This is a genomic window from Paracoccus ferrooxidans (genome assembly GCF_029909815.1).
GTDB lineage: Bacteria > Pseudomonadota > Alphaproteobacteria > Rhodobacterales > Rhodobacteraceae > Paracoccus > Paracoccus versutus.
On the sequence record NZ_CP038198.1, the window covers coordinates 2,452,138 to 2,477,500 of the forward strand.

The 25,363-nt window shown below is 64.8% G+C and carries 24 protein-coding genes; 18 read left to right on the plus strand and 6 right to left on the minus strand.

Going from position 1 to position 25,363, the window contains the following annotated elements:
• Positions 1–19: 19 nt before the first annotated feature.
• Positions 20–988 carry an SGNH/GDSL hydrolase family protein gene (locus E3U26_RS12360; RefSeq protein WP_499104980.1) on the minus strand — a complete coding sequence of 323 codons (969 nt, stop codon included), beginning with the start codon at positions 986–988 and terminating at the stop codon, positions 20–22.
• A gap of 135 nt (positions 989–1,123) precedes the next feature.
• On the opposite strand from E3U26_RS12360, the gene E3U26_RS12365 reads away from it, so the two are divergent.
• The 18 genes from E3U26_RS12365 (at position 1,124) to E3U26_RS12450 (ending at position 23,663) form a co-directional block, all read left to right on the plus strand.
• The gene (locus tag E3U26_RS12365; protein WP_166435549.1) at positions 1,124–1,297 is read left to right on the plus strand and encodes a hypothetical protein; all 174 of its coding nucleotides are present in this window, start codon (positions 1,124–1,126) and stop codon (positions 1,295–1,297) included.
• A gap of 6 nt (positions 1,298–1,303) precedes the next feature.
• Positions 1,304–2,980 carry a head-tail connector protein gene (locus E3U26_RS12370; RefSeq protein ID WP_499104981.1) on the plus strand — a complete coding sequence of 559 codons (1,677 nt, stop codon included), beginning with the start codon at positions 1,304–1,306 and terminating at the stop codon, positions 2,978–2,980.
• Positions 2,977–3,306 carry a Bbp19 family protein gene (locus tag E3U26_RS12375; protein WP_499104982.1) on the plus strand — a complete coding sequence of 110 codons (330 nt, stop codon included), beginning with the start codon at positions 2,977–2,979 and terminating at the stop codon, positions 3,304–3,306. The genes E3U26_RS12370 and E3U26_RS12375 overlap by 4 nt, the downstream gene beginning before the upstream one ends.
• Positions 3,299–3,955 (plus strand): hypothetical protein, encoded by a 657-nt coding sequence (locus tag E3U26_RS12380; protein WP_499104984.1) that lies wholly within the window; start codon positions 3,299–3,301, stop codon positions 3,953–3,955. The genes E3U26_RS12375 and E3U26_RS12380 overlap by 8 nt, the downstream gene beginning before the upstream one ends.
• A 3-nt stretch (positions 3,956–3,958) precedes the next feature.
• A complete protein-coding gene (locus tag E3U26_RS12385) occupies positions 3,959–4,990 on the plus strand; it encodes a major capsid protein (protein WP_499104986.1) in 1,032 nt (343 codons plus the stop codon).
• A 57-nt stretch (positions 4,991–5,047) separates the two neighbouring features.
• Complete coding sequence (locus E3U26_RS12390) at positions 5,048–5,476, plus strand: Bbp16 family capsid cement protein (protein ID WP_499104988.1); 429 nt, start codon at positions 5,048–5,050, stop codon at positions 5,474–5,476.
• Positions 5,469–5,798, plus strand: coding sequence for a hypothetical protein (locus E3U26_RS12395; protein ID WP_499104989.1), 330 nt, complete (start codon positions 5,469–5,471; stop codon positions 5,796–5,798). The genes E3U26_RS12390 and E3U26_RS12395 overlap by 8 nt, the downstream gene beginning before the upstream one ends.
• 145 nt (positions 5,799–5,943) lie before the next feature.
• Positions 5,944–6,552: a phage connector family protein gene (locus tag E3U26_RS12400; RefSeq protein ID WP_499104991.1), complete on the plus strand. Its 609-nt coding sequence runs from the start codon at positions 5,944–5,946 to the stop codon at positions 6,550–6,552.
• A complete protein-coding gene (locus E3U26_RS12405; RefSeq protein WP_499104992.1) occupies positions 6,552–8,591 on the plus strand; it encodes a phage tail protein in 2,040 nt (679 codons plus the stop codon). Before E3U26_RS12400 ends, E3U26_RS12405 begins: the two co-directional genes overlap by 1 nt.
• A 1-nt stretch (position 8,592) precedes the next feature.
• The gene (locus E3U26_RS12410) at positions 8,593–9,060 is read left to right on the plus strand and encodes a hypothetical protein (RefSeq protein ID WP_499104993.1); all 468 of its coding nucleotides are present in this window, start codon (positions 8,593–8,595) and stop codon (positions 9,058–9,060) included.
• Positions 9,060–9,611, plus strand: coding sequence for a hypothetical protein (locus tag E3U26_RS12415; RefSeq protein ID WP_496414557.1), 552 nt, complete (start codon positions 9,060–9,062; stop codon positions 9,609–9,611). The genes E3U26_RS12410 and E3U26_RS12415 overlap by 1 nt, the downstream gene beginning before the upstream one ends.
• On the plus strand, positions 9,611–11,737 hold the full coding sequence (locus tag E3U26_RS12420; protein WP_499104994.1) for a hypothetical protein: 2,127 nt from the start codon (positions 9,611–9,613) through the stop codon (positions 11,735–11,737). The genes E3U26_RS12415 and E3U26_RS12420 overlap by 1 nt, the downstream gene beginning before the upstream one ends.
• Before the next feature lie 62 nt (positions 11,738–11,799).
• Complete coding sequence (locus E3U26_RS12425; RefSeq protein ID WP_499104996.1) at positions 11,800–18,951, plus strand: hypothetical protein; 7,152 nt, start codon at positions 11,800–11,802, stop codon at positions 18,949–18,951.
• Positions 18,952–19,020: 69 nt separating this feature from the next.
• Positions 19,021–22,026 carry a sialate O-acetylesterase gene (locus E3U26_RS12430; RefSeq protein ID WP_499104997.1) on the plus strand — a complete coding sequence of 1,002 codons (3,006 nt, stop codon included), beginning with the start codon at positions 19,021–19,023 and terminating at the stop codon, positions 22,024–22,026.
• Complete coding sequence (locus tag E3U26_RS12435) at positions 22,026–22,313, plus strand: hypothetical protein (RefSeq protein ID WP_116222331.1); 288 nt, start codon at positions 22,026–22,028, stop codon at positions 22,311–22,313. The genes E3U26_RS12430 and E3U26_RS12435 overlap by 1 nt, the downstream gene beginning before the upstream one ends.
• A gap of 202 nt (positions 22,314–22,515) precedes the next feature.
• On the plus strand, positions 22,516–23,145 hold the full coding sequence (locus E3U26_RS12440; protein WP_499104999.1) for a glycoside hydrolase family 108 protein: 630 nt from the start codon (positions 22,516–22,518) through the stop codon (positions 23,143–23,145).
• A complete protein-coding gene (locus tag E3U26_RS12445; protein ID WP_024844647.1) occupies positions 23,142–23,324 on the plus strand; it encodes a hypothetical protein in 183 nt (60 codons plus the stop codon). Before E3U26_RS12440 ends, E3U26_RS12445 begins: the two co-directional genes overlap by 4 nt.
• A 135-nt stretch (positions 23,325–23,459) precedes the next feature.
• Positions 23,460–23,663, plus strand: a complete 204-nt coding sequence (locus tag E3U26_RS12450) for a hypothetical protein (RefSeq protein ID WP_499105002.1) — start codon at positions 23,460–23,462, stop codon at positions 23,661–23,663.
• A gap of 104 nt (positions 23,664–23,767) precedes the next feature.
• Here the strand turns inward: E3U26_RS12450 and E3U26_RS12455 are convergent, their stop codons facing one another.
• From E3U26_RS12455 to E3U26_RS12475, 5 genes are read right to left on the minus strand one after another with little or no spacing between them, the layout of a single operon-like run.
• Positions 23,768–24,124: a Rossmann-fold NAD(P)-binding domain-containing protein gene (locus E3U26_RS12455; RefSeq protein WP_499105004.1), complete on the minus strand. Its 357-nt coding sequence runs from the start codon at positions 24,122–24,124 to the stop codon at positions 23,768–23,770.
• Complete coding sequence (locus tag E3U26_RS12460) at positions 24,121–24,363, minus strand: hypothetical protein (RefSeq protein ID WP_499105006.1); 243 nt, start codon at positions 24,361–24,363, stop codon at positions 24,121–24,123. The genes E3U26_RS12455 and E3U26_RS12460 overlap by 4 nt, the downstream gene beginning before the upstream one ends.
• On the minus strand, positions 24,360–24,617 hold the full coding sequence (locus E3U26_RS12465; protein WP_499105007.1) for a hypothetical protein: 258 nt from the start codon (positions 24,615–24,617) through the stop codon (positions 24,360–24,362). Before E3U26_RS12465 ends, E3U26_RS12460 begins: the two co-directional genes overlap by 4 nt.
• Positions 24,614–24,787, minus strand: a complete 174-nt coding sequence (locus E3U26_RS12470; protein WP_499105008.1) for a hypothetical protein — start codon at positions 24,785–24,787, stop codon at positions 24,614–24,616. The genes E3U26_RS12465 and E3U26_RS12470 overlap by 4 nt, the downstream gene beginning before the upstream one ends.
• 4 nt (positions 24,788–24,791) lie before the next feature.
• Complete coding sequence (locus tag E3U26_RS12475; RefSeq protein ID WP_181820590.1) at positions 24,792–24,956, minus strand: hypothetical protein; 165 nt, start codon at positions 24,954–24,956, stop codon at positions 24,792–24,794.
• Positions 24,957–25,363 lie beyond the last annotated feature (407 nt).

A 25,363-nucleotide genomic window follows, 5' to 3' on the forward strand; every position in this document is an offset into this window, starting at 1 on the left:
GCAAGGCTAGACAAGGGATTTAGCGACGCTCGACAAGCACTCCCGCAAGGGTGTCAAGATCAGGGATGATGGCGTCCTGAACCCGCTTTCTAAGCCCCTGTTCCGCATACATCAGGCCGCCTGTGTTGATATAGCGGAGCGATAGGGTGTCGCCGGTCTGAAATGACCAGTCGCCAAGGCTGTCCATGCTCAACGCTTTGAGCAAAGTCTTATCTACTCGGCAGGTGGTCGATATTCTTGCATCGGCTAAGGCTTTCCCATTCCGAAGGAGGCGGACGCGGATGCCAGATGAAATTCCGGGCCTGCATAAGGCCACGATGGATCGGATTACGCCCCTTCCGTCCATCCGCAAGCGGATCGGCATGGAGATCATGGGAACCGACATGATTGAGTTCATGAAGATGGACGAGTAGCGAAGCTTAACAAGCTCAATAGTCCCTTCGGCCTGTATGGGTGAAGCGTCAACCGGGCAGGTAGCAAGATCCAGATGATCTAATGCCATGCGGCCGATCCGACCCGTGACTTCGGGATCAAGGCGATAGTGGACCGGGTCCTTGTAGAATGCAGCCGGAATACGCCCCAACTTCTGACGGAAAGCGGCATTGGCGTCTACAACGGTCAATCCATAGTGCCTAAATAACTGCAAGGCAGAATGATAATAGGCGGGAAGTCCGTCGCGTTCCTCATCCCTAGGTATGAGCATCAGCGGTAGGACTTTCCAATCCCGGCAGTGAGCCAACCGAAGAAAATGCTCTAGATTTCGGAGGATCGTTTCCGCAGCGTAGAGCGCCCTGCCGTGGACAATTTCGTTGACGCCATACTCCCAAATGATTGTATCGCCACCCTTTGGTCCATCATCCAGCAGGCAGCGGAAGATGCCGCAGAGGGTGGTGTTCGCCCCCACGGACAGGTTGCGTGCGCCGGGGAGCTTCGCCACCCATCCGTCCCTGAAAATCGAGTTCGATCCGCCAACGATGAATAGCGCCATGCCGCGACCTCCGCCCTATCGCCCACATAGCACAGCATTCGACGAAGAAAAGCTCAGTCACGCTACGACGCAGGTCAACATATATCACCTGCCGCCCGCCTCGCATGATGCCATCGAAGAAATCGAGAGGTCATCATGTGCACCGCACCGGACGTTCCTGAACCGACGCAATACCAGGCCAGCAAGGCGCCGGTGTTCAACACCGCGTCGCGGCCGCGGTCGAAGTCCGGGCGACAGGGCACGATCCTGACCAATACCGCCGGGCAGAGCTATGCGCCCGACGGCAAGAAATCGATCTTGGGGGGCTGATAGTTCATGCCCGCCGTCGTCAACCAGCAACTGCGTAAGACTCTGGACTATCGCCTGGGGGCGATGGACCAGGAGTTCGACTATTGGCGGGCGCATTTCCGCGAGTTGCGGGATGCGATCCAGCCGACGCGCGGGCGGTTCGAGGCGACGGAGCGGCGCAGCGATTCCTCGATCAACAAGCGCATCCTCGACAACACCGCCCAGATGGCCCTGCGCACGCTGCGCGCCGGGCTGATGTCGGGCGTCACCTCGCCCTCGCGGCCCTGGTTCCGGCTGGGCCTGCGCGGCTCGACCGCCGACGAAGCCGAGTTCGAGGTCAAGGACTGGCTGCACGAGGTCCAGCGCCGGATGTATGAGGTCATGCGCGGGTCGAACATCTACCGGATGCTCGACACGACCTATGGCGACCTCGGTCTTTACGGCACCGCTGCAAACCTGATCGTGCCGGATTTCGAGGATGTGGTGCGCGGGCATAACCTCCAGGTCGGGCGATTCCGGCTGGGCGAGGACGGCAACGGACGCGTCGTCGCGCTTTTCCGAGAAATCAAGATGCCGGTGCGCGGCATCGTCGAAACCTGGGGGCTGGACGCCGTGTCGCAGCCTGTCAGGCGCGCCTGGGACACGGGCGAATACTACCAGACCTTCACCATCTGCCACATGATCGACAAGCGCGCCGACGGCGATCCGAAGGCCATGCAGGCCAGCGGCAGGGCTTGGGCCTCGATCTATTGGGAGAAGGATGCCCCCAGCGGGCAGTTCCTCCAGATCGGCGGGCACCGCGTCAAGCCGCTTCTGGCGCCGCGCTGGGAACAGGTCGAGGGCGAGGCTTGGTCGGCGTCGTCTCCCGGCATGGTCGCCCTCGGCGACGCTCGCTCGCTGCAAGTGTCGCAGGAACAGAAGGCCATCGCGATCCAGAAGATGCACAACCCGCCGCTGATCGGCGGGCCGACGCAGGGCGCCATGTTTTTCAAAAACGTGCCCGGCGGATTCACGGCCATGGCGACGACCGATCTTTCCACCGGCGGCATCAAGCCGGCCTATGAGGTCAGGCCGGACATACAGGGCTTGCTGCTCGACATCCAGGAAACGCAACGCCGGGTCGAGGTCGCGTTCTACAAGGATCTGTTCCAGATGACCGCGCTGGCGCTGGACGGGCGCAGCCAGATCACCGCGCGCGAGATTGCCGAGCGGCACGAGGAAAAGCTGATGGCCCTGGGCCCGGTTCTGGAAAGCCTGGACCATGAGCTGCTGCAACCGCTGATCGAGGCGACCTTCGCCTACATGCAGGACGCCGACATTCTGCCCGAGGCGCCCGAGGGCATCGTGGGTCAGCCCATCAAGGTCGAATACATTTCTCTGCTCGCCCAGGCGCAGAAAGCCATCGGGATCGGTGCGATCGAACGGACCATCGGTTTCGCCGGCACGCTGGCGCAGATCCAGCCCGACGTGATCGACATGATCGACGGCGAGCAGATGATGCGCGAATTCGCGGATCAGGTCGGCGGCCCGCCCGGCATCCTGCTGTCGCCCGACGAGCTGCGCGAGGTCCGCGAGGCCAAGGCGCGCGCCGCGGCGCAAGCCCAGGCGGTGGCGGCGGCCGAGCCGATGGCGGGCGCGGCCAAGCTGCTCAGCGAGGCCAACCTGAACGGTATCGACGCCCTGCAACGGGGGGCGGCGCTATGACCGAGAGGATCGCGGAAATCATGACCGAGCGCAGGGCGCTGGAGGTCCGGCAGGCGTGGGACGCCGTGCTGCGCACCCGCGAGGGCCGTCTGGTCATGTGGTCGATCCTCGAACGCTGCCACCTGTTCGCGCAGACGCACCTCGGGACCGACCTGGACGGCCTGCGCGCCGGTCAGCGCGAGGTCGGCCTGATGATCCTGAACGAGCGCATCTTCCCGCATGACGTGCGCACCTTCGCCGCCATGCAGATCGAACACGCCGAGCTGATGGATCGCATCCAGCTCGCCGCAGAACAGCAAGCCGAGAAGGAAACAGCTGATGAGTGAGGAAGCCAATGCCTCGACCGAATCCGCCGAAGCCACCGCGGCGGCCGCCACCGAAGGGGCCGACGCCAATGTGACGGATGCCGCCGCGACTGCGGATGCGGCCGCCGAGCAAGAGGCCGCCGAGGGCAAGGATGCCGAAAAGGCCGGCGACGCAGAGGCGGGCGAAGAAGCCTTCTCGCTTGCCGCGCCGGAAGGAGCCGAGGCGTTCCAGGCCGATTTCGACGCCTTCGCCGGCGACATGGACGCCTGGCTCAAGGCCAATCCGAACGCCACGGCGCGCGAGGCACTGACCGAAGCGGCGATGCGGCAGGCGCGTGTCGCGGGAGATGCCCAGAAACAGATGCTGGAGCAGCGAAATGCCCAGCTGGATGCCTGGGCCGGCGACCTGCGCAAGGATGCTGAGTTCGGAGGCGAGAAATACGACGCCAATGTCGCCACGGCCGTGAAGGGCCTGGAGGCGGTCGGATCGCTCGAACTCCGCAAGATGCTCGACGAAACGGGGCTGGGAAGCCACCCGGACGTTGTGCGCGCCTTCTGGAAGGTGGGGCAGATGGTGGCGGATACCGCCGTCGTCACCGGACAGACAGGCACTTCGACGCGTCGCAGTTTCGCCGACGCACTCTATGGCAACGGCAACGGAAAGGACTAACCCATGGCCGAGCTGAACGTGAAGAATCCGGGCCTTGTCGATATTCTGTCGCGCACCGACCCGGACGGCAAGATCGCCAACATCATCGAGCTTGCCGAGAAATCGAACCCTATCCTCAAGGATGCGGTGTTCACCGAGTGCAACGACGGCACCAAGCACCAGCACGTCATCCGCACGGGCATCCCCGAACCGGCGTTCCGCCGCTATAACGCGGGCGTCAAGCAGGGCAAGACCACCACCGCCAAGGTCGTGGACACCACCGGCATGGTCGAGGAGTTCTCGGTCGTGGACGAGGCGCTGGCCAGGCTGAACGGCAACGAGGCGGCTTTCCGTGCCTCCGAGATGTCGGGCCATATCGAAGGCTTCAACCAGTTCATGGCCCGCAACATGATCTATGGCTCGACCGCCGTGACTCCCGACGGGTTCATGGGTCTGGACGTGCGTTACGACGATCCCGCCGTGGCTTCGGGCCGCCAGCTGATCAATGCCGGCGGCACGGGTTCCGACAACACTTCGATCTGGTTCGTGACCTGGGGGCCTCGCGCTACCACGCTGCTCTATCCCAAAGGCTCGGCGGCCGGCCTGTCTCACAAGGACATGGGCGCCCAGCTCTGGGATGCGCAGGATGGCAGCGGCAAGTTCCGCGCCCTGGTCGACCACCTGAAATGGGACATGGGCCTGTCGGTGGGCGACTGGCGCGGCAACGCGCGGATCTGCAACATCGACGTGTCGGCGCTGACCAAGGACGCTGCGACCGGCGCCGACCTGCTCGACCTGATGATCGACGCCGAGGAGATGATCGACACGGCGAGCCGCGTCGGCATCGACAGCAAGGGCAACCTGGTCGAGGGCAAGACCGTCATCTATGTCGGCCGCACCGTGGCGAAGTTCCTGCGCAAGCAGGCCCTGAACAAGAAGAACGTCCAGCTGCGCGTCGAGGAAGTCGCCGGCGAGCGCGTCACCATGTGGGGCGACATGCCGGTGCGCCGACTGGACGCGATCAGCAACGCCGAAGCTGCGATCACCTTCCCGTAAGAACAGGCCCGGCTCCCCTGGGGCCGGGCATCACCATCATCTCGAATGGAGGATGCCATGCATCTCGACGCACAGAACCTGTTCTCGGACGCGCAGGCCCTGACCGCCACGGCCGTTTCGACGAATCACATCGACCTGGGCGATACGGCGCAGCCCGTGCTGTCCCCGGTCAAGTTGACCCGCGACATCGGCGGCAACTACGACATCCCGCTGCTGGTCCAGGTGGTCGAGGACTTCGCCGACGGCACCAGCGTCACGGTGCAGGTGCAGGTCGCGGCGGCCAACAGTTTCGCCAGCTCGAAGGTCGTCGCGTCCTCGCCCGCCATCCCGGTCGCCGATCTCAAGGCGGGCTACAAGTTCCCCGTGCCGGTCATCCCGTTCGGCGCGGATCAGCGCTACATGCGGCTGAACTACGTCGTGGTCGGCACGCCCACTGCGGGCAAGATCACGGCTGGCATCGCTGCGGGGCTCCAGACCAATGGCTGATGAGCGCAAGATGTGGGTCGTGGCCAAGTCGCGGGGGCAGTCGCCCGACCGGCTTTGGCACGCCCCCGAGGAGGGCCCGTTTCGCATCGAGGCGGGCCTGTTCTCCGAACGCTGGATGCGCGAGGCGACCCCGGCCGAGGTCCGCGAGGCGACGGGCGGCGGCCCCGAGCCGGAGCTGGCGCCCACGGCGAAAGGCATGGACGCCATGACCGACGACGAGTTGCGCGCGCATTACGAGACGGTGCTGGGCGAGAAGCCCCACCACGCGATGAAGCGCGAGACGATGATCGAGCGCGTCACCGAGAGACTGAACGCCGACTGATCGTCCGCCCGGTCCTGTAATGGGGCTGGGCGCCGCCATGAGGAACCTTCCCATGCTCATCATCCTCGCCATGAACTATGCCGCCGCCGTGATCGCCCTCCAGGCGGCGGGGCTGTGGATCGACCCGCGATAACCGGAGCCCCCGATGCAATCTGCCATCGCCATTTGCAATGTCGCGCTGACCACATACCTGGGGTCCAGTACCATCACGGCATTCGAGGAAACCTCACCCGAGGCGGTGCAGTGCAAGCTGCACTATGACCGCATCCGCCGGTCGTTGCTGGAACGCTGGCCCTGGGTCTTTGCCTCGCGCCGCGAAAAGCTGGTCGAGGAGACGCTGAACGACCGGGCCGGCGCGTGGTCATATCGCTATTCCCGGCCCGGACACATGGCGGCGATACGCTGGGTCAACGATGTCACCGCGGCGCGCATGGCGATGCAGATGGGACAATCGCCCGACACGCTGCGCGAGTCGACGGCGGATTCGATCTATTCCGATGTTCCCGACGCCGTGATCGAATACACCCGCGATGTGACCGATCCGACCATATTTTCCGCTGGCTTCGCCGATGCCCTTGCCGCGCATCTGGCCGCCGCCATAGCGATGCCGATCACCCGTGACGCCGCCAAGGTCACGGGCGCCAAGCGCGAGGCCGAGGAGTTGCTGAACCAGGCGATGACGATGGACTTCAACAGCCGGCCGTCCACCGAGCAGACCTTCTATCCCATGCAACTGACCGTGAGGGGCCTCTGATGCCCGCCGCTCGCATCCAACCGTCATTTGCCTCGGGCGTCCTTGGTCCGGCGCTCTGGGGCCGAATCGATCTGGCGCGCTACGACACAGCGCTGCGCAAGGGCCGCAACTGCTTCGTCCACGCCCATGGGGGCATCAGCAATCGCCCCGGCCTGCGCTTCATCTGCGAGGTCATGGACAGCGCATATCGCCACCGGCTGCTGCCCTTCGTGCGAGAGACGGATGACGCGTCGATCCTGATCATGGGCCAGAACGAGATGGGGTTCGTGAAGAACGGCGCGCGGCTCCAGTCCGGCGGTGTGGATTACACCATCGCGACGCCCTGGACCGCAGATCAGGCCCAGGCGCTGGATGCGGTGCAATCGGTGGATGTGATCTTTGCCGCGCACCGAGAGGTGGCCCCGCGCCGCATCATGCGCAACAGCGATACCGACTGGACCATCGCAACCGTGCCGATCAATCCCACGGTGCCGAGTCCGAGCATCACGTCTGTCACCAGCGGCGGATCGGGCGGTATGACCTATCGCTATAGGGTCACTGCCATCGTCGATGGCGTCGAGAGTTTCACCTCTGGCGTTGGCATTGTTGAAAACGCCCAAGACCTGGCGGAGCAAGGAGCGCAGAACCGCATCTTTTTCACGGCCGTCACGGGTGCGAGCGAATACCGGGTCTACAGGATGCAAAATGGCGTTGCCGGATATATCGGCTTCACCGAGAACACCGAGTTTCGGGATGACAATATCTCGCCTGACAGCACCGTCACGCCTCCCCGGCCCGTGACCCTGTTCGACGGGCCTGGAAAATACCCGTCCATCGTCTCGATCTATCAGCAACGGCTCGCATTTGGGGCGTCAGACAATCAGCCCGAGACGATCTGGATGTCGCGCGTCGCAGATTACCTGAACTTCACGCGGTCGCAGAACATGACCTCCTCCGACCGGGCAGAGTTCGACATGGCCGGAGAGCAACTGAACCGCATCCGAGCCATGCTCCAGCTCCGTGAGCTGCTGGTGTTCACCAGTGCCGGCGAGTTCTCGGTGACCGGCCCGGACGGTGGATTCGATGCGCTGAACCCCATCGTCACCCAGCACGGCTATGTCGGCAGCGCGCCGGTCAAGCCGTTGGTGGCCGACGACACGGTCCTTTTCATCGACCGATCTGGTCGGGGCGTGCGCGATCTGCGCTACACCTATGAAAGCGACGGCTATTCCGGCAATGACCTGACCATTTTCGCCTCTCACTTCCTTAAGGGTCGCCGCATCGTCAGCTGGGCCATGGCTAAGAACCCCTGGTCCATCATCTGGGTTGCTCTGGACGACGGCAGGCTGCTGGCGCTGACCTACAAGCGCGAACATCAGGTCTGGGGCTGGACGGACATGGACATCGACGGTGCCGTCGAGAGTGTGGCCTGCGTTCCCGAGGGGGCCAACGACGCCACCTATCTGATCGTGCGCCGCCTTATCGACGGCCAGCAGCGGCGCTATGTCGAGCGCTTCGACGACCGGGATTTCGCCACCGCATCCGATGCCTTCTTCGTGGATTGCGGCATCACCTATGCCGGGCCGGCGACGGCGACGATTACGGGCCTCGACCATCTGGAAGGGCGCGTGGTGGCGGCGCTGGCCGATGGCGACGTGATAACCGGCCTGACGGTCACGGGCGGCGCGGTCACGTTGCCGCACCCGGCCAGCAAGGTGCATGTCGGCCTGCCGTTCACGGCTGAGATAGAAACCTTGCCACCGGCCATCCAGTTCGATGATGTCGGCGCGTCGCGTGGCCGCCCGCACAGCGTCAGTGCGGTGCGCATCCAGATGGAGAACACGCGCGGCATAAAGGTGGTGACAGAGGACGGGCGCGAAAGCGAGTTGGTGCAGACGGGCGGCGATCTGGCCGAAGAAATCCCGCTCTGGACAGGCATGCACGAGCTGACCGTGCCGGCGCAATGGAACCGGGACGGCACGGTGGCCCTGCGCCAAGACTATCCGCTGCCCATGACGGTGCTTGCCATCTCGGTCGAACTCAGCATCGGCAGGAACTGACATGGCGGTAACGGTCGCGCCCATCACCGCCGATGTGGTCGACGCCCTGCTGCCGCGCCTGCGCCCCATCGACCGCCTGGAGCTGGATTGCATGGGCACCGGCGACGCCCGCCATGACCTGCTGCGGCTGGTGGCGCAATCCCGACGGTGCCGCGCAGCATACATGGATGGCGATCTGGTCTGTATCTTCGGGGTGAAGGCGGCAACGGCGATGTCCGATACCGGCTTTCCCTGGGCGCTGGCAACGCGCGCCGTGGACCGGCCGCAGGTGCGGCGCGAGTTCGTGGCGGGGTCGCGGGTCGGGGTGGAGTGGCTGGGGCAGGATTTCCGCCGGCTCTGGAACCTGGTGGCCGAGGAGAACCTGGTGGCGCGGCGCTGGCTTCGGTGGATCGGGTTCCGGTTCGACGCGGAAAAGACGGTGGTGTTGCGGGGGCATCGCTTCCTGCATTTCGAGATGGAGATGAACTGATGTGCCTTGATCCGCTGACCGCCGCACTGACCGCCGCCACTTCGTCCGGGGGGGGCGGCCTGTTCAGCAGCCTGGGCTCGCTGTTCTCCGTCGGCTCCGGCGTCGTCGGCGCATATTCCTCGATCCAGTCGGGCAGGGCGGCTCAGGCCGCAGCCGAGGCGACGGCGCGCCAGCAGGAAGCCGCCGCGCGCGAATCGCTGCGCCAGGGCGAGGACGAATCCGAACGCCAGCGCCGGGCCGGGGCGGCCGTTCTGGCGCAGCAGCGCGTCGCAATGGCGGCGAACGGCGTCGATGTCAGCTCGGCCTCGGCCATCGAACTGCTCGACGACACCAAGGCCGCCATCGAGGACGACGCTTTCGCCATCCGGCAGAACTTCCGCAACCAGGCGGGCAACTATTCCCAGATGGCGGCCAACAGCCGCACCGAGGGCGCCAATGCCTTGTCGCAGGGGCGCTGGGGCGCAGCCAGCACGATCCTGTCGACCGGCGCCAAGGTGGGCGAGAAATACAGCCAATGGGCGCGTGACCGTGCAACTCCGAGGTATGCGTGATGGCAATGAAGGTTCCGCAATATGAGCGCCGCGAGGTGGTGCAGGCGCAGCGCCCCGTGGGCGTGGCGGCGCGTCAGTCCGGTTTCGGGCAGGTCGCGCAAGGGCTCGCCGATGTCGGGCAGATGTTCGACCAGTGGCAGGCCGACGTGGATCAGGCCGACGCGAAGGCGGCGGATACTGCGTTCGCAAAGACCGTCAGGGAAACGCTCTATGACCCGGAGCGCGGCTATCTCTATGCCCAGGGCGGCGATGCCTTGCAGATGCGCCAGCAGGCTGCCGAGACGCTGCAAAAGGCCTTTGACGAACGCCTTTCCGGGCTGAACCAAGCATCGCGAGACATGGCCAGCCGCGTTATGCAAGGCCGGCTCGATTCCGCTCTCCTCGGTATCGACCAGCACGCGGGGCGCGAGCGACTTACCTACCTCGACGGTCAGTCCAAGGCGCGTGTCCAGTCTGCGATTGATGACGCTATCATCGACCCCGCCAATCTCCCCCGGTCGCTGAGCATTACCCGAGCCGAGGTTCAAGACCAGGCGAATCGGAATGGCTGGTCGCCTGAGCAAACCGAGGTCGCCCTGAAAGCGGCGGAATCGGACATGCACGCCGGTATCGTGTCGCGCTTGGAAGCTGTGAACCCGGAACAGGCATTGCAGTATCTCAACGCCCATCGGGACAGCATGGCGGCGGGTGCGGTGGCCAGTCTGGAGGGTCGGCTGGTGCCAGAGGTAAAGCGGCGCCGGGGGTATCAGGGCGGAATGGACGCTGCGCTGCGCTCAATGGGCGTTGAAATCCGGCAGGATTATTACGAGGCTGCGCGCGGAGCCGAATCCGGCGGCAACGATGCCGCGAAGAACCCGAACTCGACCGCCACCGGCAGGTATCAGTTCATCCAGAGCACTTGGGACGGCTTGAGGAAACGTCGCCCGGACCTTGGCCTTACCGCCGACGGCAGGACCGATCCCGCACAGCAAGAGCGCGCCATGCGCGCTTTCACCGAGGAGAACGCCCGCGCCCTTATCCGGGGCGGCGTGGCGATCACCAATGGCACGCTTTACGCGGCGCATTTCCTCGGGGCCGGTGGCGCGTTGAAGGTGCTGACCGCCCCCATGGGTGCGTCTGTTGCCGATATCGTCGGGCAGGGTGTCATAGCAGCCAACCGATTCCTTGAAGGAATGACAGTCGCGGATTTCGTCGGGTGGGCTGAAAAGAAGATGGGCGGGCAGGCAGCGCCAGTGGCAACAGGTGGTGATCAGCAGCGCAGCGCAATCTGGGACATTATCCAGATTTCTGACCCGGACGAACGCGCGGCGGCGATGCAGGGCTACCAAGCGGTGTCTGGCCAGATCGCCGCTGAGGCGAAGGCGCGTCAGGATGGTGCCATCCAGACTGCATTCGACATGATCAACCGGGGATTGGACGTCAACCAGCTCGGGCCGGAGGATAAAGCACTGTTTGGAATGTCCGGCATGTCGTCCCTGATCGAGTATCAAAACAAGGTCCGCTCCGGTCAGCGCCCGGAAACCGACGCTGAGTTGTTCGTTGAACTGACCAGGGAGGCGGCGACCGATCCCCGCAGCTTCGCGGCGCGCGACCCGCTGGAATGGCGCAATCGCCTGAGCGACACGGACTTCAAGGCGTTCGTCCAGAAGCAGGCAGAAATCACGAAAGGCGAAACCAACCCATCCTCGGCGGCGACCATCTCCACCATAAACACCGTCACCAAGGATCTGCTTGTCTCGGCTGGTATCGATGACAAGAAGAAGTCCGGTGCCCAGCAGGTGGCCAAGTTGCAGGAAGGTTTGCTTCGGTGGTCGCAGTCGTTTCAGGCACAGAACGGCGGGCGCATGCCGACGCATCTGGAAATCCGCGAGCAGGCAAATGCCATGCTCTTGCCCGTGGTCATCGACCCGCCCGGGCTGTTCAACTCGGTGAATGGACGCGCTTTCGATATCGATTTCGATGGCGTGACCCCTGGCGACATCGTGGACGGAAGTCTCAAAATTGCAGGCGAAGCCGTCGATCCCGAGGTGATCGAGACTTTCGTGCAGGAATTCGAGGCCGCCCTTGGGCGCGCGCCGACGCCGCAAGAAGTGGTGGAGGGTCTTGCCTGGGCACAGGCCCGCTGACCGCCGCCATATATCGACCGCTCCTCGCTTCCTAGCCTGCTGGCGACAGAAGCGAGGACATCATGGCCGGACCTTTCGACGCCTATTTCGACCAGCTGAAACAGCAGGAAGCGGCGCGCACCGCGGCGCGGGTTCGTCTCGACCCATTGCAGCCGGATCAAGCCGCCGATGGGCTGGCCACGGCCAAGGAGCTTGGCGTCCCGGCGGGGCAGGTCATGGCATTCCCTCAGCTGTTCAAGGATCGGCTGGAGCAACAGCGCGCCGCCGCCGCGCTGGCCGAGGCTCCGAAGCTTTCCGACTGGTTGCGCTCCGATCCGGTGAATGCGGCGCTGGCCAAGGACGACTTGGAAAACCTGTCCTGGTTCGAGCGCAACCTCAAGCCGGGGCTCGACCTCTATGGCGATGCAGTCGGCGGCAGTCTGAACGATAGCCAGGTCGGACGCGGGTTCCGAACCGGCGTCACCGGCGCCAAGCAGATGGGCGTGGCCGCCGCCACCGTCCCGATTGCCGGGGCGCAGGCGACCATGTTGCAGCGGCTCGACGCCTTCGACCGGGCGAAGGATATCGACCCGTCAACGCCCCGCTTTCAGATCGCCGAACAGCTTGGGCTCGACCCCATGTCGCCCACCGCGGCCATGGTGGCTGATTTCGTCGCGGGCGATGCTGACAAGCGCAAGTGGTATGTGGACCGGACCATCGCGGCGGTTCAGTCGAACAAGGAGTTGATGGGGGCGCTGTCTGAGAGGGTTCGCTCCTATCAGGATCAGATGCGCGAGACGCAAGGGCGCGTCCCGAACTTTACCGACGTCGATGATGTGAAAGGGTTCATGGATTGGGCCGGGTTCAACCTCGGTCAGGCGGGCCCTTTTCTGCTGACCACCCTCGCGGCGTCCGTGGCCGCTGGTCCCGCCGGAGCCATCGGCGCCGGTTATGGCATGGGCGTGGGCGACATCCGGGCCGAGCAGATCACGGCGGGGCAAGACCCGTTTGACACTGGCGCGGTTGGCGCAGCTGTTGCTGGCGCCGTTCCCTATGCCGGGCTCGAACTTCTCGGCCCTGCCGCGCGGCCGTTCCGGGGCGCCTCGGGCGAGGTTCTCCAGCAGGTGGCCGAGGGCTGGGCAAAGAGGCTCGGGCGCGAAGTCACCACCGACGTGATCGAGGAGTTTATCAACGAGGCGGGGCAGGAAATCATCAAGGATTACGCCGTGCAGATGGGCGGCGGCGCGGAGGTGGAGCTAAACGACGAGACGCTGCTAAAATGGTTCAACGCCGGCATGGCCGGGGCTGTGTCCGGCGGGGCCTTAGGCACGGTGAACGCCGCCAACACCATCGCCGCCGAGCGCGACGCGGAGCGGGCCGGGACTTCTGGTCGCACGGCCGACGCCCTGGACCGAGTGTCGCAGCAAGCGCAGGCTTCGCGGGTTCGCGAGCGGTCCCCCGAATCCTTCAAGGCCGCCTTGGACCGCGCCGGCGCCGGCGACCAGATGATCTATGTCCCAGCGCAGGGCTTGCGCGAGTTCTTCCAAGCCCGCGATGTGGCATTTGACGGCGCTATGGCGGAACAGTGGGGCGTGGACCTCGACACGTTCGCCGAGATGGAAATCAGCGGCGGGCGGGTGGCAATCCCGCTTTCCAATTTCGCCGCCTACCTGTCCGGAACCGATGCCGAGGCTTGGGTGCGCGAAAACGCCACGATGGACGCCGACGAGCTATCGATCGCAGAGGCTCAGGCGTTCGCCGATCTGGTGCCCGAGGAGGCCGCCGAGGCTTACGAGCAACAGCTGGCCGAGATGCGCGCCGAAGACGCTGCCAGGTCGTCCGATCAGCAGGTCTACGACGGCTTCTATTCCCAGCTTCGCGAGGCCGGCCGGACAACCGACGTTGCCGACAAGGAGGCGCGGGTCATGTCCGCGTTCTTCCGCACCATGGCCGAAAGGGTGGGCGACGACGCCCTGGATCTGGCGCAGAGGTTCGGGGTTCGCATTCAGGGTCCGGATGGCGGGGCGCTGCCGCGGCGCCGCGGCGCTCTGGACGTCATGCTCAACGACCTGCGGTCGGGCCGAAAGGAGAAGACGGGGCGCAGTCTGACGCAATTCGTCATCGACGAGGGTGGCGTTCAGGACGCGGGGGGCGACGTTGCCGCGCTTGAGGTGAAAGGGCTTGTGGCCGAAACGGCGGCCCAGATCAGCGAACGCCAGGCGCAGGGCACCATGCCTGGGATGGTGCCGGTGCAGGGGCGCGGGCTGCCGCTCGACGAGCTTGGCCGCAAGGCGGTCGAGGCTGGTTATTTCCCTGAGCTGATGGGCGAGGTCCAGGGGCTGAACGATGCCGAGGCTGCCGATCTGGGCGCGGCGCTGCTGGAGGCGCTGCGCGAGGAGGCCGGCGGCCGCATGCGATACCTGCCCGGCGAGGGCCCGGACCCGGCGCGCGCGGCGCTGAATGCAGAGTTGCAGGCGCGTGGCCTCGATCCGGCGACGATGAGCAACGACGAGATTGCAGCGGCGCTGGAGGAGGGGGCGGGTGACACTTTCTGGCAATCGGCGCGCATGGGCGAGATCGAGGCGATGGCTTCTAGCCTTGGGGTCGACCTGGCTGTGTCGGAGCGCAACGGATACATCACCATCAGTCGTATTGTTTCCGGCGAACGCGGCAGCGGGGCAGGATCCCGCGTCATGCAAGCCGTTGCTGACCATGCCGACGCATCGGGGCAGGTAATCGCCCTGACCCCTTCTGCTGATTTCGGCGGATCGGTCGCCCGCCTGCGGGAGTTCTACAAGCGGTTCGGATTCGTCGAAAACAAGGGTCGAAACAAGGATTTCGGCACCCGCGAAACCATGGTCCGACCGCCTGCCGACCTCCGCACTCTTTTCCAGAGTTCCCACGACAAGGGCGGCCGTGCTGCGCTGGCATCCATGAACGGCGATATGACGCTGCGAGCCGTGGCCATACCCGATACGGCCCGCGCGGATGACCGGAAAAGCGCACTTGCAAAGTTGTCCGATGCCAAGGGCGAGTATCGAACCGCCAGCGGCGAATCCGTCACGATAAGCCGGGCGACGCGCAAGATTTTCTCTGGTTCATTCCCCGAGGGGCGCTTGCGCCTGGCCGGTGCGATCCCGGATTTGTTGCAATCGGCTGTGGTCTACAATGCTGACACGCCCCAACGCGCCTATGCCGTGGCGCTGGCTGATCTGGACGGGCAAAGCATCATCGTTCGCATGGTGCTGAACGATGACGGAAGTGGGTCCGAAAAGCTCTATGCGCTGGAAGGGTTCGAGATGGCCCCGATAGCCTGGAGAGACGCTAAGGCGGAAGTCTCCGATCAGGAGCAGGTCGGGGCCAAGCCTGCCATGGGTTCCGCTCCCGGTTTCAATGTAGCAACTGCGGTCGCTCAAATCAATGCGCTGCCGTCAGGCGCCCCCCCTCTTTTCCAGACCCGCCGCGGCTCCATCGTCTTCCCCGCCGGTGGCCCGGATGGTGCGCAGACCGTCATCAACCTGTTCGAGACGGCCGACCTGTCGACGTTCTTGCATGAGGCGGGGCACTTCTTCCTGGAAACTTCGGACGCGCTGGCCCGGGCGGACGATGCGCCGCAGGCGTTGCGTGACGATATGGCGGCGGTGCGGGCCTATCTCGGTGCAGAGGAGGGCGCAGCCTTTACCACCGAGCAGCACGAGCTTTTCGCCCGGTCTTTTGAGGCTTATGTGATGGAGGGTGAGGCGCCGTCTCTGGCGCTGGCCGACGTGTTCGCCCGCATCAAGGCGTGGCTGACGCGCATCTATCGCTCGATAGCCGGCCTGAACGTGAAGCTTTCGCCCGAGATTCGCGAGGTGTTCGACCGGATGCTGGCTACGGATGCCGAGATTGCGCAGGCTCGCGCGGAAACCGCGGCAGACCCGCTGTTCCGCGACCGGCCGCCGGGGATGTCGGAAACCGACTGGAACACCTATCAGCGGCTCGCCCGACGCTCGAAAGAGCAAGCCGAGGCGATGCTGCTGGAAAAGACCATGGCAAAGGTTCGCCGGGAAAAGGAATCCTGGTGGAAGGCCGAGCGCAAACAGCTGCGCGCCGAGGTTGAGGCTCGGACCAATGCCTTGCCGCAATATCGGCTGATCGAGGCCATGGCCAACGGCCGCATCCTCACGCTGGACGGTGAGCAGCCCGCGCCCGACGTGCGGATTTCTCGCAAGGATCTGGTGGAGCAGTTCGGCCCCGGCGTCCTGGCCGAGCTTTCGCGCGAGCGTTTCGGCGGCAAGCGTGCGATCTATGCCGATGATGGGCTTTCGACCGGGGTGGCTGCCGAGATGTTCGGCTTTGCCGGCGCAGTCGAGATGGTGCAAATTCTCCAGAACACCACCAAGAGGATCGATGCCATCAATGCCGAAACCGACCGGATCATGCTGGAGCGATATGGCGACCCGATGACGGACGGCACCATAGAACAAGAGGCGGTGGACGCGATCCACAACGAGCAGCAGGCGCAGAAGAACGTCGCCGAGGCACGGCAGATCGCGGCGCAGCTCGGGCGCGATACGCGCAGTATGACCGCGACGCTGTATCGCCAGCGCGCCCGGATGATGCTTGGCCGCATGACGGTGCGCGAAGCATCGGCTCCGGCTCGCTTCCTGGCTGCCGAGCGGCGCGCGGGGCGCGAGGCCGAGCGCGCCTTTGCCAAGGTCGCCAGGGGCGATGCGTCAGCCCTGGCGTCGGCCTTGCAGGCCAAGGAACAGCAGATCCTCAATGCCGCGCTGTTCGATCTGTCGCGCGAGGCCGAGGCCGAGGTGGGCAAGGCCCGCGAGAAGATGCAGGCTTATGGCAAGAAGTCGGTGCGCGAGAAGCTGGAAGGCGGCTATATCGAGCAGATCGACGACTTGCTTGACCGCTACGATTTCCGCCGCCGTTCGCCTGGGCAGGTGGCCAAGACAGAACGGCTGCGCGAGTTCGTGGACCGCATGATTGCCGAGGGCCGCGAGGCCGAGCTGATGATCGATCCGCGCATGATGGACGATGCGCGCCGGGTCCACTATTCGCGGCTGTCGCTAGACGAGTTCCGGGGTTTGCTCGACACGGTGGCGAACCTCGATCATCTCGGCCGGTTCAAGCAGAAGTTGGTCAGCGCCCGCAAGCAGCGGGATCTGGCCGCGACGGCGACTGCCGTGGCCGACGCCATCGCGACGAACATTGGCACGGGCCGCATCAAGCAGGAAAGCCGCGGCCGCTATCTCCTCGACCTGGTGCTGACCGCCGATACCGTTCTGGTCGACATGGATGGAGGCGACGAGTTCGGCGCCGCCTATCAGGCCATCAAGGAGGATATCGACGCCGGTTATGTGCGCGTGGACGAGATGAACCGCGAGTTGTCGGAAAGGCTGTCCGATCTGTTCAAGGTTTACTCGGCCAAGGACATCCGCGACATGAAGGTCGAGCGGCACATCAACGGCACGCGCTTCATGTGGTCGAAGTGGAAGGCCATCGCGGTCGCCCTGAACACGGGGAACGAGGACAATCTTGCTCGCCTGCTGGCGCCGGATGCGCACGCCGACCAGCGCATGACGCGCGCTGACCTCGATGCCGTTCTAGACGTGCTGGACCAGCGAGATTGGGATTTCGTGCAATCGATGTGGGATCTGATCGGCAGTTACTGGCCGCAGATCGAGGCTGTGACGCAGCGCCGCACCGGGGTGAAGCCCGGCCGGGTCGAGGTCCGGCAGGTCGCGACGAAGTTCGGCACCTACAAGGGCGGCTATTACCCGATCAAGTATGATGCCGGATATGGCCATGCAGCGGCCCTGGACGCTCGAACTGAGCTCGACAAGTTCATGTCGGCCGGCCGGTTCGCGAAGGCGCAGACGAAGCACGGTCACACCATTGATCGCAAGAAGACCGGCAACGGACGGACACTCAACCTCGACATGGACGTGGCGTTCACGCACTTGCGGGACGTGATCCGCGACATCGCGCTGTCCGAGGCGGTGGATAATTCCTATCGCGTGCTGAATCACCCGCTGGTCGCCCAGGCATTTATGGATGCGGGCCGCAAGAACGACCTCGACATGATGAACCTCTGGCTCAAGGATGTGGCGCAGGGTCCAATCGTCCATACCGATCCGCTCAACATGTTCGCCCGCATCGTGAAGAACAATTTCACGTTGTCGCGGCTGGCGCTGAACATGAAGACGGCGGCGCTCCAGATCACCGGGGTGGCGCAGTCGGCCGCGACCGTCGGCAAGCGCAAGATGGCCCGCGCCTTCGCAGATTACCTGAAGCATCCCGCGGAAACCTCGCGCGAGGTCATGGCGAAGTCAGAGTTCATGCGCCGGCGCCAAACCACCTTTGACAAGGACATCAACGACTTTGCCAATGACGCCATGATCACCAGCCCGTTGCGCGGCCGGGTGGCGAAAGGGGCAGAGGTTCTTGCCCGCGCGGGCTTTGCGCCGCTGACCAAGGTGCAATTCTATGCTGTGGACGTTCCGACCTGGCTTGCCGGCTATCGCAACGGCCTGCGCAAGTTCGATGGAGACGAGGGCAGGGCCATCGCCTTTGCCGATCGCATGGTAGCGCGTGCGCAGGATAGTGGCGCCATGCCGGACAGGTCGGCAATCTCGCGCGGCACCGTGTCGGAGAACGCGCGCCAGATCGAATGGATCAAGCTGTTCACCACCCTGCAAGGCTACATGATCGCCAAATTCAACCGCGGATATCTCACGGCCCGGCAGGGTGTGCGGGACATCCGCGCGGGCGAGACGGTAGCGCAGCGGTTTGGCGCGACCGCCGACATGGCGACGAACCTGATGCTGATCTATGTGGCCGAGACAGCCATGATGGGGCTGCTCTATGCCGCCATGGCGGCCGGTGACGATGACGACGAGCTGGAGCGCGAGAAGATCTTCACCTGGGTCTTGGGTGAAACGGTGGGCGCTGTCGTCGGCGGCATTCCCCTGGTTCGCGATGCCTGGTCGGTGATGTCGAACCCGGCGGCGACCGGCGGCGGGGTCTACGGCTCGATCACCGAAATTCCGGCGCGTCTGGTTCAGCAGGCGGCCCAGGGCGAGAACGATAAGGCCCTTCGCCGCGCGGTGGCGGATGCGGTCGGCCTTGCGACCGGCTTCCCATCCACTGCGTTCATGCGCCCCATCGAGGAGTTGATGGAGGATAGCGACGAGCGGTCGCTGATCGAGGCTCTGATGGGCCGCAATCCTCTGATCGACTGACGCCCGCCAACATATATCGCCCGCCTTCTGGTTCCTACCCTTCGCCTGACCCCATGCAGGCAGGCGAAGATGACGGTAGAGAGCGCGAAGAACAAGGCAGGCCCCTTCAACGTCACCGGGACGAGCGGGACGTTTCCTCGCGACTTCCTCCTGCTCGACGAGGATCACCTGCGGGTGATCCGCGTTCGGGACGGAGAGGAAACCGACCTTACCTCGGGGATCGGGCACACCGGGATCGGCACGGCGGACGGAACAGTCGTCATCTCGACCGGTATCCAGAGCGGCGACCAGATCTATCTGCTGCGCGCCGTGCCGAACCTCCAGCGCAGCGATTACAATGCGCAGGGCCGCGTCAGGACGGAACAGGTCGAGAGCGACCTGGACCTGACGATCATGCAGATCCAGGACTTGCGCGAGGCCCAGGGCAGGGCGCTGACGCTGTCTGTATCATCAGAGATTGATGGCGAGACCGCCATGGCCGCCGCTCTGGCGGCGCCACGCTATGCTGACCAGGCGCGCGAGGCGGCGGATGATGCGCAGGCCGCAGCGGCGTCCGTGCCTCCCAACTTCACCAGCCGTGCTGTTGCTGAACCGGCCCTGCCGCAGTTCGCCGATGGCAGGGAAGTCACCATTGCCGGCGTGCGCTATATCATCGACAGCGCCGCAGTCGGCATGTCCTCGGCGATGTGGGATATTGGCATCGATGGCGTTCGCGCCCCGGATCGGCCCCTGAACGCCTATGTCGCCGCCTTTCATGACCACAACAGCCCGCGCATCATCCGGCTCTATTCGTCCACCGATGGGCTGGCCTGGCGGCTGCTGAACAGCCTGCCGCTGGAATATGACGGCGGGGTGATCAACGGCGGCAACCCGGTGCTGTGCTATCGGGATGGGTGGTTCTGGCTGCTGGTCAGCTTCACCTCGGTCGGCAACTACGATTTCCGCATCTACAAGACGCGCGATTTCTCGAACTGGCTTGGCCCGTTCAATTGCAATCTCGGCCCGACGCCGGTCAGCAGCAACGTCAATCCGGCCCCCGGCGCCAGCGTGCCCTGCAACGAGGTCTGGGGGGTGGATATGGCCTTCACCCCAGCAGGCGAATTGCATGTCCGTGCCGCCCTGCCGTTCGCGGCTGATATCACCGATGTGCGCGGCCGGACCATCGGCAACCGCCGCGTCTATCGCACGGTCTGCACCGATCTTGAGGCGATGACCTTCTCGGCGCCGGTGCTGGAGGATATCCCCAGCGGCCACCCGACGCGGCTGTATCAGTCCACCAGCGGCCCCCTGCTGGCGCCGACTTTCCCGCTGAACCACCAGACCATCAGGCAGGCTGGTGATGCAGGCCTGGAGATGGGCTTTGCGGAGCGGTTCTGCGCCGGCTTCGAATTGGACGATTTGATCATCGTTCCCTGCGGGAAGGGCGGGACCGGGTTTATCGACGGCGAATGGACAGCCGGCGGCGCGGCATATACGGGCGCTGTCGGACGCATTCAGTCCGTGATCGCCGCCCATCCCGACGCCGTGGTCGAGGGGGTGCTGTGGCACCAAGGCGAGCGCGACCGAGGCGCGAACACCAACTATGAGACGGACCTCACGTCCCTGATCACCCGCTTGCGGTCGGATATTCCCGCGCTCGCCGGCAAGCCCTTCGTCATGGGCGAGATTGGCCGCTTCGTCTCGCCGGGATCGGTAGACGTCAACGCCATCATGCACACCATCGCCGGCACCGTGGCCAACACCGCAGCCGTGTCCAGCGAGGGTCTGACGGATCGCGGCGATGCGCTGCACTTCAACGCGCCCAGCTATCGACGGCTGGGCGCGCGCTATTGGGATGCGTTCGCGGCCCTGCGCGGCTCGGTCGGCTCGGGAGGATCGCCGGTCAAGCGCATCATCGTCATCGCAGGCCAGAGCAATGCCGTCGGCAACTGGACCTATACGCCGCCGTCCATGATCGACGCATCCGTGACCCGCACGCCGGGCGACTGGCTGCTGAACGTCAAGGATAGCAGCCAGCAGACGATCCGGGTCTACAACGGCCCCAGCATCATTGGGCCGTGGGCGTTCCAGGAAGAGATCGAGAACACGACCTATGCCATTGAAGGCTCGTCCATCGTCCCGCGCAGGCTCGCCAGCGGGGATGTGGCCTGGGATCTTTACTGCGAGGGTCACAACACCATCCCCGACTGGATATCCGCGCAGCGGATGATGGTTTATCGGGGAGGAACCACGCCGGCCGGCTGGGGCTCGGTGGCTCCGACCTATCTGCGCAGCACCCGTGGCATCCGCCACGGCACGCCGCTGAACCTCGGGTTTGAAGACCCCGCCGCCGCCGCCGTGTTCGAGCGCTTCGCCGCCACGGCAGCCGGCGATGGGATCGAGACCAATGAGCAATGGAACGAATTGCTTTCGGGAAACCGGACCATCGTGCCCAATCCCGGCGCGGTCTATTACGTCACCGGCAGCACCGTCACCAACCTGACCATTCTGGACGGGGCTGCGGACGAGTTCTATCTCGCCGTGCTGTCGACAAACGTGGGCGCCGGGATCGTGGTGCAGGCCGCAGGCATGTCGCCGGTCGAGGTGGCAATCGGATTCGGCCAGAGCAATCACAGGCTGGTGCGGTTCCGGAAGCGTGACAGCACGGGGCAGTATTATGCCGAGGCCGGCGCGGGTCGGCCCGTTTTCGCGGCCAACAAAAACGCGACTGACCAAACGATCCCCGCCGGGACGTCGACGCAAATCACCTTCCCGAACGAGGTCGTGGATGCCGGCGGTTTCTTCTCGGCCTCGGGCTGGACGCCGCCCGCGGGCCGATACCTGATCCAGGCAAGCGTTGTTTTCTCCGGGGCAACGTCAGAGCAGACGAACACTCTGCGGCTTCTCCGGAACGGGACATCGGTCCGCCGCGTCGTCGGTAGAACGGTGCTGGGGAACAACAACCTGGTCCTGACGGCCACCGTGGTTGCAAACGGCACGGATACGTTCACGCTCGATCTGACCTGTCCCGGCACTGGCGACAAGACGGTCAGCGGCTCCATAGACGTGACCTGGTTTGAGGGGGTGCCGGTGTGATGGCCCAGATCGACAACCGCGTGAGCCTCGGCAACATCATCTCCCTCGGCGCCACCCTTCTGACCGGAGCCGGCATGGCCGCGGCGCTTTTCGTCTGGGGCGGCCGGCTGAGCGAGCGAGCAGACAGTTTCGACCGCAGTATCCTGCAAATGCAGGCCGCCATTTCCGGCCATGAAACCCGCCTGCGGCAGATGGAGCAGCTATCAGCACGGCAGGACGAGCGACTGCTGCTGATCCTGGACGCGGTGCGGAAGATCGAGGCCAAGATCGACAGAGGCGGGCCATGACCCACTGGTGGCGCGCCTCCGTGATCCTGTCCCGCGCCCTCTGCGGTCCACGGGGAAAGCCGCTCTGCGCCCGCATCCACGAGGCCCGGCCTTCGGCGTGGCGAACGGCGGCCATGGTGGCTCTCGACATGATCTTCGGCGAGCCGAGCCATTGCGAAAAAATCCATCGCCGCTGGAAGGCGCTCCAACCCACGAGGACGACATGAAAAGCAATTTCGACCGCTGCTTAGCGGAAACCCTCGCGCACGAGGGGGGCTGGGCGGACGACCCGCGCGATGCGGGCGGGGCGACCATGAAGGGCATCACCTTTGCCACCTATCGCGCCTGGAAGCGACGACCGATCACCAAGGCCGAACTGCGGAACATCTCCGACGCCGAGGTGGCCGCCATCTACCGGCAGAACTATTGGGATGCCGTGCGCGGCGACGATCTGCCATCGGGTCTGGATCTGGTTGCCTTCGACGCGGCCGTGAACAGCGGCGTCTCGCGCGGCGCGAAATGGCTGCAAACCGCCCTCGGCGTCCCTGCTGACGGGATGATCGGCCCCCAGACCATCGCAGCTGCGCAGCAGGCTCATCCCGAGGCGGTGATTGACCGGGCGATCAGCGCCAGGCTGGCATTCCTGCGCGTGGCAAAGAACACCAAGACCGGCGCCTTGCTGTGGCCCACCTACGGCAAGGGCTGGACCCGTCGCGTGGAAAGCGTGCGCGAGAAGGCAATCGCCATGTCGAAGGTGACGGCACCGAACGCCACCAAGCCTGCGGCGCCGTCGGTGGGCATAATCGCCGCGCTGCTGGCGCTTTTCAAGTCCATGTTCGGAGGAAAAGCATGAACCCCGTCTATCTGCGCATGGCGCTTTACACGCTGGCAATCGCCCTGTCCTCGCTCGGAATCGGCACGTTCGATCCCGAGGCCGGCACGTTCACCATCGACCTGGAACAGGCAGCAATCGCGCTGGCCGGGGCAGGGGTGCTGAACGCGCTGGTGTTCTGGCGCTGGGGGAAGAAGTGACCGCGTGGCTCATCACCATCCTCGGGGCCATCGCCGCCGCTGTGGCTGCGTTCTTGCGCGGCCGGTCGCGGGGCAGGGCGGACGCACAGGCGCGAGAGGATGCGGCTTATCGTGAGACCAGGGAAAGGATCGACCATGCGGGCAATGACGTGGACAGCGCTTCTGACGCTGATGTTGATCGCCGGCTGCGCGACCACGCAAAGCGGTGACGCCGTGTGCGCCGGGACGGCCGAGGCAGCGCGCGCCCATGCCGATGCGCTGCTGATCGACGGCGGGGCGCTAAGCAAGCGCACGGGGCTGCGGCTGCTGGACAAGCGCAAGGCCGGCTGTCACCCCTGACGCCGGGCGCGGTGCCGCTGTAGAGCTTCACCAACTTCTCCCGGGCAGACGCTACTCAACGCTTCACCTGCTTTGGTCAACGCCTCCACACAGCGCGCACCGCATCAAGGCAATTTCGCGCCCTGACGCCGGGCGCGGTGCTGGGCGATGGCGTCAAAGAGCCGCGCGTAGTCCGTGGCTCTGACGCTGTAGCATTTGCCGTCTGCATCGTGGATCGCGACGGCGTGGCTATCCAACGCCCCTGCGGCCTTCGCCATCACGTCCGCATGCGCCCGCTCGTCGGCTAGGGCGGCGGTCAGCCTCTCCACCTCGGCGCGGAGGCGAACGAGTTCGGCTTCATGCGACCGCACCGAGTGGATAATATGATCGGCGTAGGGGCCAACCGCGTCGCGCCTGCGCTCGATCCAGTCTGCTAGGTTCAGGACGACCTCGCCATTGACCTTGCCGTCGTAGTCACTCATCGCGCGTCCTCCGAACACATAGCCACGATCATTGCCCATGCCTCCCGCCTCTGCTGTGCGGTTTCGTGCCGCCGCGTGATCCCCGCATCGTCCCGGCCATTGCGGAAGCCATGGATATAGGCCGGGTGCCGATTGCTGGACGGCTCTGGGCTGTCGGGGCGACGGCCATCGTAATAGCCATGGCAGCATTCGGCATCGAGCGGATCGGGGTAGAGGGCATGCCAGTCGATCTCACTCATCGCGCGTCCTCCGGGGGCTGGGGCGATAGCGCCGCTTTCGCGATCCTGACGCACCGCGCATGTGCCTCGTCTGGCGGCAGATCCAGATTGTCGCTGATGGAAATGAGCCGCAACGCCTCGTGCATCTGCACAGCCTGCCGGCCCTTCGCCAGCTTTTCGAGCCGATAGCGCATTCTCTCGCGCGTCACGCCATGCTCTTTTGCCAGCGCCTCGATGGTCTCCCCCATCTTCCAGCGGGCCCACAGGTCGCTCATGTCCTCTCCTTCTGGTCGCGGGGGGTGGAGGTGACGGCTTTGATAATGTCGCCGCTAACCGCCAGTAGGGCCGTGTAGTAAAGGTCGCGAGCCTTTCCGCGAGGTGCGATCCAGAAGCCGAGGCGGATCAGCCGCCCCGCGATATGCCAACGCAACGTTCGCAGGCTCATGGCGTCATTCCTCTGTGGTGGGGCTACGGAAAGCGGCGTCAGCAGCACGCCAGAACGCCCAGATCGCGGCGCAGAAATAGACCAGTGACCCCATATCCAAGGGGCGGTCATAGGCGGCCAGGAACAGCCATGCGATGCCGATAAGCTCGTATCCCTGCGCTCGGGTCATAGGGGATTTCCTCTGTGGTGGGGTGTTAGGGGGATGCTCTTTGGTTCGCTGGACCTGTTGACCCCTGCGAACCCCTGCACGAATCGGGAACATGCACTGTATGGGGGCGGCGTTTTCTGCATGGTTTCCCTTATTCTGTGTGGGGTGCCAGCCCCTCCTAAGGGGCAGGTTACAGGTTCAAATCCTGTCGGGGTCACCATCAGCCCTTGCATGTGCCTGCTGATTGCCTGACGCGCTGCAAGGCTTTGCCATCCTCATCTTGGACCTGTTTTGCTAGGGCGGCCATCGGCTCGCTGCGGCGTCGGCTCGCCGCTGAGAATCGCCGTCATGGATAAAGCGGATCCGGCTGCCAGCGTGGCGCTTGGCCGACTGAGCCGCCCACCGTTCGCGGTTCGACCGGATCAGGC